Genomic DNA, 7,698 nt, shown 5'->3' on the forward strand with positions numbered 1-7,698 from the left:
CGGCCGAGCCCGGCGTTGCGCTGGGCCGGGGCCAGGAGCTGCCGTCAGCCGAGTGCCTTGCCCGGCAGCTCCACCTTCGCTCCCAGTTCCACGAGCTTCTCCATGAAGTTCTCGTAACCCCGGTTGATGAGGTCGATGCCGTGGACCCGGGACGTGCCCTGGGCCGCGAGGGCCGCGATGAGGTACGAGAAGCCGCCGCGGAGGTCGGGGATGACCAGGTCGGCGCCCTGGAGCTTCGTCGGGCCCGACACGACCGCGGAGTGCAGGAAGTTGCGCTGGCCGAAGCGGCAGTGGGAGCCGCCGAGGCACTCGCGGTAGAGCTGGATGTGGGCGCCCATCTGGTTCAGCGCGGAGGTGAAGCCGAGACGGGACTCGTAGACCGTCTCATGGATGATGGACAGCCCCGTCGCCTGCGTGAGCGCCACCACCAGCGGCTGCTGCCAGTCCGTCTGGAAGCCGGGGTGGACGTCCGTTTCGAGGGCGATGGACTTCAACTGGCCGCCGGGGTGCCAGAAACGGATGCCCTCGTCGTCGATCTCGAAGGCACCGCCCACCTTCCGGTAGGTGTTGAGGAACGTCATCATCGAGCGCTGCTGGGCGCCACGGACGTAGATGTTGCCCTCGGTCGCGAGCGCGGCGGACGCCCAGGAAGCGGCCTCCAGGCGGTCCGGGAGCGCGCGGTGGGTGTAGCCGCCGAGCTTGTCCACACCGGTGATGCGGATCGTGCGGTCGGTGTCCATCGCGATGATGGCGCCCATCTTCTGCAGGACGCAGATGAGGTCCTCGATCTCGGGCTCCACAGCCGCGTTGGAGAGCTCCGTGACGCCCTCCGCGAGCACCGCCGTCAGCAGCACCTGCTCGGTCGCGCCGACGGACGGGTACGGCAGCTTGATCTTGGTGCCGCGCAGCCGCTGCGGAGCCTCCAGGTACTGCCCGTCCGCCCGCTTCTCGATCTTCGCGCCGAACTGCCGCAGCACCTCGAAGTGGAAGTCGATGGGCCGGCCGCCGATGTCGCAGCCGCCGAGGCCGGGGATGAAGGCGTGGCCGAGGCGGTGCAGCAGCGGGCCGCAGAACAGGATCGGGATGCGGCTGGAACCCGCGTGGGCATCGATGTCAGCGACGTTCGCGCTCTCGACGTGCGACGGGTCCATCACCAACTCGCCCGGTTCCTCACCCGGACGGACCGTGACCCCGTGCAGTTGCAGCAGACCGCGTACGACCCGTACGTCACGGATGTCCGGTACGTTGCGCAGTCGACTTGGCTCGCCGCCCAGCAGAGCGGCGACCATCGCCTTCGGTACGAGGTTCTTCGCACCGCGGACACGGATCTCGCCCTCCAGCGGGGTTCCGCCGTGGACAAGCAGGACATCGTCGTTGACGGTCATGTATCTCGCGTTCCGATGAGTTGGGCAGGGGCCAGGAGGGAAAGGGTAATCGCCGTCGACCCCCCTTCAGTAAGCCCAAGGACGGCTCAGGAACGTCATAGCTCTGTCACAACACGAACGGTTCCCCCTCGGGCACGAGCGGTCACCACCCCCGCGCGTGCGCCCGGCAGCGCTTCCGTCCGCCCTGAGCTGCATTCACTCCCGAACCGGCATTGCCTCCCCACGCGAAGGGAAGATGCGGGATCATGTCTGGCATGACCGAGGTGTCCTCGCTCACAGGGCGGCTGCTCGTGGCAACGCCCGCCCTGGCGGACCCGAACTTCGACCGCGCTGTGGTGCTCCTTCTCGACCACGACGAGGAGGGCTCGCTCGGTGTCGTCCTCAACCGTCCGACCCCCGTCGACGTGGGCGACATCCTGGAGGGCTGGGCCGACCTCGCCGGCGAACCCGGCGTCGTCTTCCAAGGCGGCCCGGTCTCCCTGGACTCGGCGCTCGGCGTCGCCGTCATCCCCGGCGGCGCGGTCGGCGAGAGCGCCCCGCTGGGCTGGCGCCGGGTGCACGGCGCGATCGGGCTCGTGGACCTGGAAGCGCCGCCGGAGCTGCTCGCCTCGGCCGTCGGGTCCTTGAGAATCTTCGCCGGGTACGCCGGCTGGGGCCCCGGCCAGCTGGAGGACGAGCTGGTGGAGGGCGCCTGGTACGTCGTGGAGTCCGAGCCCGGCGATGTGTCCTCGCCGTCCCCCGAAGGGCTGTGGCGCTCGGTGCTGCGCCGCCAGCGCAACGAGCTCGCGATGGTGGCCACGTATCCGGACGACCCTTCGCTCAACTGAGGCGTGTGAGCTTTCAGTACTCTTGGCGGTATGAGCACTCTCGAGCCCGAGCGCGGGACTGGTACGGGGACCCTCGTCGAGCCCACGCCGCAGACTTCCCACGGCGACGGCGATCACGAGCGCTTCGCCCACTACGTCCAGAAGGACAAGATCATGGCGAGCGCCCTCGACGGCACCCCCGTCGTGGCGCTCTGCGGCAAGGTCTGGGTGCCGGGCCGCGACCCGAAGAAGTACCCCGTGTGCCCCATGTGCAAGGAGATCTACGAGTCCATGAGCGCCGGCGGTGGCGACGACAAGGGCAAGGGCGACAAGTAGCCCGCCCCGGCCCGGCGGCCGTAAGGCCCGGTAGCCGTGTGAGGCCTCCAGGGTGCGTTTTGCGCGCCCTGGAGGCCTTTGTGCTGTCCGTGCGTTGCAGGGAGTGCGTCCGCCGGTCACAGAGTGGTTGAGACCTCTTGTGGTCGTGTTCATGAACTCCCTAGCCTCCGAGTGTTGTGCACAGCGAAACCGTCATTGCGCATGTTGCAACCGGCCATGGTGCAACACCTCATCGGAGGAGCACTCCATGAACCTGTCCGTCCGTTCTCTCGGGATCCCCGCGCTCGCGGCCGCCGCCCTCTTCGCCTCCGGCTGTGCCCCGGGGACCTCTGACAACTCCTCCTCCGACAAGGACGAGAAGACCGGCACCCTGCGGGTCTGGCTCTTCCAGGAGGTCGGCAACAAGCCGAAGGAGAAGGTCGTCGACTCCGTCGTCACCGCCTTCGAGAAGGAGCACGAGGGCGTGAAGGCCGAGGTCGAGTACATCCCGATCGAGACCCGCGCCCAGCGCGTCAAGGCCGCCTTCAACGACCCGAAGTCCGCCCCCGACGTCATGGAGTACGGAAACACCGACACCGCCGGCTATGTGAAGGACGGCGGACTCCTGGACATCACCGAGGACTTCGGCGACTGGAGCGAGGCGAAGGACACCGACCCCACCGCCAAGCAGTCCGTCACCGTGGACGGCAAGCTCTACGGCGCGCCCTTCTACGTCGGGGTCCGCGCCCTGTACTACCGGACGGACGTCTTCGAGGAACTCGGCCTCGAAGTCCCGAAGACCATGGCCGAGTTGGCGACGACGGCCCGCAAGATCCGCGCCGCGAAGCCCGAGTTGTACGGGCTTGTGGTGGGCGGTGCCTATACGTACGGCGCGATGCCCTTCGTATGGGCCAACGGCGGCGAGATCGCCACCGGCAAGGGCGGCTCGTACGCCTCCGCGATCGACAGCGCGGCCGCGAGGAAGGGCATCAAGGAGTACACGTCCCTCTTCTCCGACGACAACTGTCCCGCCGCCAAGTGCGCGGGCATGGGCGGCAACGACACGGTCACCGCGTTCGCGGCCGGCAAGGCGGGCATGGCGATCGGCGGCGACTTCAGCCACAGCGCGGTGGAGGCCGGGAAGGTGAAGGGCAAGTACGCGGTCGTACCGCTGCCGGGGGTCCAGTCCGGGTCGGTCGCGCCGGCGTTCGCCGGGGGCAACAACATCGGGGTGCTGAAGAGCACGTCGCACCGGACGCTGGCGGTCGAGTTGATGGAGCGGCTCACTTCGAAGAAGACACAGGCGTCGATGTTCGAGGCGATGGGCTTTCTGCCGACGTTCGGCGATGTGCGTCAGCAGGCGGCGGCGAAGGAGCCGTTCGTGAAGCCGTTCGTGCAGACCCTGTCGTCGGGCACGAAGTTCGTGCCCGCGTCGCCGGCGTGGTCGCAGATCGACTCGTCGCTGGTGCTGCCGACGATGTTCCAGGAGGTCATCAGCGGTAAGAAGGATGTGGCGGGCGCTTCGGGCGACGCGGCGAAGAAGATGGACGAGGCGTTCGGTTCCGTCGGATGACGGCGCCTGTCGGGGTGGGGGCCGCGGACCGGTCGCGGGTGCGGAGTCAGTCGCGGGTGCGGAGTCAGAAGACACCCTGGCTCTATCTCGCCCCCGCCCTCGTCGTCCTCGGTGGGCTGCTCGTCTATCCCATCTACCAGCTCGGGCTGATCTCGTTCTTCGAGTACACCCAGGCGCAGGTCAGCGGTGGGGAGCCCACCACCTTCCAGGGGTTCGGGAACTACGCCGAGCTCTTCGGGGACGACCAGTTCTGGCAGGTGCTGCTGGCGACCATGCTCTTCGCGGCGGCCTGTGTCGTCTCGACCCTCGCCGTCGGGTGTGCGCTCGCCGTGTTGCTCACGCGCGTGCGCGTTCTGCCGCGGCTGGCGTTGATGCTGGCGGCGCTCGGGGCGTGGGCGACTCCGGCCATCACCGGGTCGACGGTGTGGCTGTTCCTGTTCGACCCGGACTTCGGGCCGGTGAACCGGCTGCTGGGGCTCGGTGACCACGCGTGGACGTACGGGCGTCTCAGCGCCTTCTTCCTCGTCCTGCTCGAAGTGGTCTGGTGCTCCTTCCCGTTCGTCATGGTGACCGTGTACGCCGGCATCCGCGCCGTGCCGGCCGAGGTGCTGGAGGCCGCCGAGCTGGACGGGGCGTCGCAGTGGCGGGTCTGGCGGTCGGTGCTGGCGCCGATGCTGCGGCCGATCCTGGTGGTCGTCACCATCCAGTCGGTGATCTGGGACTTCAAGGTCTTCACACAGATCTACGTCATGACGAACGGCGGCGGCATCGCGGGCCAGAACCTCGTGCTGAACGTGTACGCCTATCAGAAGGCCTTCGCGTCCTCGCAGTACAGCCTCGGCTCGGCGATCGGGATCGTGATGCTGCTGATCCTGCTGGCCGTGACGCTCGGGTACCTGCGGCTGCTGCGCAGGCAGGGGGAGGAGCTGTGAGCCCCGTGCGTCCGATGAGTCTCGTACGACGTCCCTGGCGGCTGCTCGCGGAGGCGTCCGCGCTGCTGATCGCCGTGGTGGTGGCGTTTCCGCTGTACTGGATGGTGCTCAGCGCCTTCAAACCGGCCGGGGAGATCGAGTCGAGCGAGCCGCGGCCATGGACGCTGGACCCCTCGTTGGATTCCTTCCGGAGGGTCTTCGAGCAGAACGAATTCGGCCGTTACTTCCTCAACAGTCTCCTCGTCGCGTGCACCGTCGTGATCGCCTCCGCGCTGATCGCGTTTCTCGCGGCGACCGCGGTGACCCGATTCCGGTTCCGCTTCCGGACCACCTTGCTGATCATGTTTCTGGTGGCCCAGATGGTGCCGGTGGAGGCCCTCACCATCCCCCTGTTCTTCCTCATGCGGGACTTCGGCCAACTCAACACCCTCTGCTCGCTGATCCTGCCGCACATCGCCTTCTCGCTGCCCTTCGCGATCTGGATGCTGCGGGGGTTTGTGAAGGCCGTTCCGGAGGCCCTGGAGGAGGCCGCGTACATGGACGGGGCGAGCCGGTCGCGATTCCTGTGGCAGATCCTTTTCCCACTGGTCTTCCCGGGGCTCGTGGCCACGAGCGTGTTCTCGTTCATCTCCGCCTGGAACGACTTCCTCTTCGCCAAGTCCTTCATCATCAGCGACACTTCGCAGTCCACCCTGCCGATGGCCCTGCTCGTCTTCTACAAGCCGGACGAGCCGGACTGGGGCGGGGTGATGGCGGCGTCCACGGTGATGACGATTCCGGTGCTGATCTTCTTCGTGCTCGTGCAGCGACGGCTGGTGTCGGGGCTGGGCGGAGCGGTAAAGGACTGACGTGACTGAACTGATTCCGGCGCCCCGTGGCGTCCTCGCCGGTGCCGACGAGGTACGGCTGACGGCGCGCTCCCAGCTCTACGCCGGCACCGCCACGGAGGGTGTCGGCCACTGGCTGCGCACCGCCCTCTGGCAGGCCACCGGCCTGCCACTGCGTGAGGGACGAGAACTCGACGACATCGACGGCGACGGCATCGGACTGCAACTCGACCCCGGGCTAGGCCCCGAGGAGTACCGCCTCGTCAGCGACCCGAGCGGCGTCCTCATCGAGGGCGGCAGCGCGGCCGGTGTCTTCTGGGGCGCCCAGACACTGCGGCAACTGCTCGGCCCCGACGCGTACCGCAGGGCGCCGCTGGTCCGTGATCGCATCTGGGCGGTGCCGTACGTCACGATCGAGGACGGCCCCCGATTCCGCTGGCGCGGCCTCATGCTCGACGTGGCCCGGCACTTCATGCCCAAGGACGGCGTCCTGCGCTACCTGGATCTGATGGCCGCCCACAAACTCAACGTCTTCCACTTCCATCTGACGGACGACCAGGGCTGGCGCGTCGAGATCAAGAAGTACCCCCGGCTGACGGAGGCCGGCTCCTGGCGGGCGCGCACGAAATTCGGCCATCGGGCCTCCCCGCTCTGGGAGGAGAAGCCGCACGGTGGCTACTACACCCAGGACGACATCAGGGAGATCGTCGCCTACGCCGCCGAGCGGCATATCACCGTCGTCCCCGAAATCGACGTACCCGGCCACTCGCAGGCCGCCATCGCCGCGTACCCGGAACTCGGCAACACCGACGTCATCACCGCATCCATTGAGGGGGGCACCGTCCTCTCCGTCTGGGACACCTGGGGGATCAACCCGAACGTACTCGCCCCCACTGACAACACCCTGCGCTTCTACGAGGGGGTCTTCGAGGAAGTCCTTGAGCTGTTCCCCGCGGAGTTCATTCATGTCGGGGGTGACGAATGCCTCAAGGACCAGTGGCGGCAGTCGCCCACCGCGCAGGAGCGCATCAGGGAACTCGGGTTGAAGGACGAGGACGAGCTCCAGGCGTGGTTCATCGGCCACTTCGACAAGTGGCTGACCGCGCGCGGGCGCAGGCTCATCGGCTGGGACGAGATCCTGGAGGGCGGGCTCGCGGAAGGAGCGGCCGTGTCCTCCTGGCGCGGTTACGCGGGCGGCATCGCGGCGGCCCGCGCCGGTCACGACGTCGTCATGTGCCCCGAGCAGCACGTCTATCTGGACCACCGTCAGGCCCCGGGCGCGGACGAGCCGGTGCCGATCGGGTACGTCCGCACCCTGGAGGACGTCTATCGGTTCGAGCCCGTTCCCGGCGAGTTGACGCCGGACGAGGCCCGGCACGTGCTCGGTACGCAGGCCAATGTGTGGACCGAGGTGATGGAGGATGCCGCGCGCGTGGACTACCAGACGTTCCCGCGCCTGGCCGCCTTCGCCGAGGTGGCCTGGAGCAGCCTGCCCGCCCCCGCGGAACGGGACTTCGCCGACTTCGAGCGCCGAATGACCGCCCACTACGGGCGGCTTGACGCCCTGGGCGTCGCCTACCGGCCACCGACGGGACCGCGGCCCTGGCAGCGGCGCCCCGGAGTGCTCGGCCGGCCGATCGACGGACCGCCCCCGAACAGATAATGGAAAAAAACCGGCAAGGGGTCACCGAAGAGTGTCAATCGGGATTCACCGGTGATGGCGTACGAAAACGGACCATCTCCCTGATCAGGCGGGCGAATGCCTCCTAGTGAGCTGGTTCGGAGATGCGTGAGCAGTAGCGGCAGATGCGGTCGATGATCTGGTCGGCGGTCTTGGTCCACTTGAACGGCCGGGCCTCG

Annotated in this window: 7 protein-coding genes; 6 read left to right on the forward strand and 1 reads right to left on the reverse strand. The window is 68.0% G+C overall.

The window, feature by feature from the left end; genetic code table 11:
* Nucleotides 1-44: 44 nt before the first annotated feature.
* Nucleotides 45-1,385 carry a UDP-N-acetylglucosamine 1-carboxyvinyltransferase gene (murA, locus tag ACZ7NC_RS38110; protein ID WP_403452988.1) on the reverse strand — a complete coding sequence of 447 codons (1,341 nt, stop codon included), beginning with the start codon at nt 1,383-1,385 and terminating at the stop codon, nt 45-47.
* Nucleotides 1,386-1,639: 254 nt separating this feature from the next.
* On the opposite strand from murA, the gene ACZ7NC_RS38115 reads away from it, so the two are divergent.
* The 6 genes from ACZ7NC_RS38115 to ACZ7NC_RS38140 all read left to right on the forward strand — a co-directional run bounded on the left by ACZ7NC_RS38115 (nt 1,640) and on the right by ACZ7NC_RS38140 (nt 7,501).
* Nucleotides 1,640-2,212, forward strand: coding sequence for a YqgE/AlgH family protein (locus tag ACZ7NC_RS38115; protein ID WP_471495499.1), 573 nt, complete (start codon nt 1,640-1,642; stop codon nt 2,210-2,212).
* 30 nt (nt 2,213-2,242) lie between these two features.
* Nucleotides 2,243-2,527: a DUF3039 domain-containing protein gene (locus tag ACZ7NC_RS38120; RefSeq protein ID WP_471495501.1), complete on the forward strand. Its 285-nt coding sequence runs from the start codon at nt 2,243-2,245 to the stop codon at nt 2,525-2,527.
* A 247-nt stretch (nt 2,528-2,774) separates the two neighbouring features.
* A complete protein-coding gene (locus ACZ7NC_RS38125) occupies nt 2,775-4,079 on the forward strand; it encodes an extracellular solute-binding protein (RefSeq protein WP_471495503.1) in 1,305 nt (434 codons plus the stop codon).
* Nucleotides 4,076-5,011 (forward strand): carbohydrate ABC transporter permease, encoded by a 936-nt coding sequence (locus tag ACZ7NC_RS38130; protein WP_471495505.1) that lies wholly within the window; start codon nt 4,076-4,078, stop codon nt 5,009-5,011. The genes ACZ7NC_RS38125 and ACZ7NC_RS38130 overlap by 4 nt, the downstream gene beginning before the upstream one ends.
* Before the next feature lie 14 nt (nt 5,012-5,025).
* The gene (locus ACZ7NC_RS38135; RefSeq protein WP_471495511.1) at nt 5,026-5,859 is read left to right on the forward strand and encodes a carbohydrate ABC transporter permease; all 834 of its coding nucleotides are present in this window, start codon (nt 5,026-5,028) and stop codon (nt 5,857-5,859) included.
* 1 nt (nt 5,860) lies between these two features.
* Nucleotides 5,861-7,501 (forward strand): beta-N-acetylhexosaminidase, encoded by a 1,641-nt coding sequence (locus ACZ7NC_RS38140; RefSeq protein ID WP_471495507.1) that lies wholly within the window; start codon nt 5,861-5,863, stop codon nt 7,499-7,501.
* The last annotated feature ends 197 nt before the right edge of the window (nt 7,502-7,698 follow it).

It is taken from the genome of Streptomyces sp. NPDC111802, assembly GCF_055634335.1.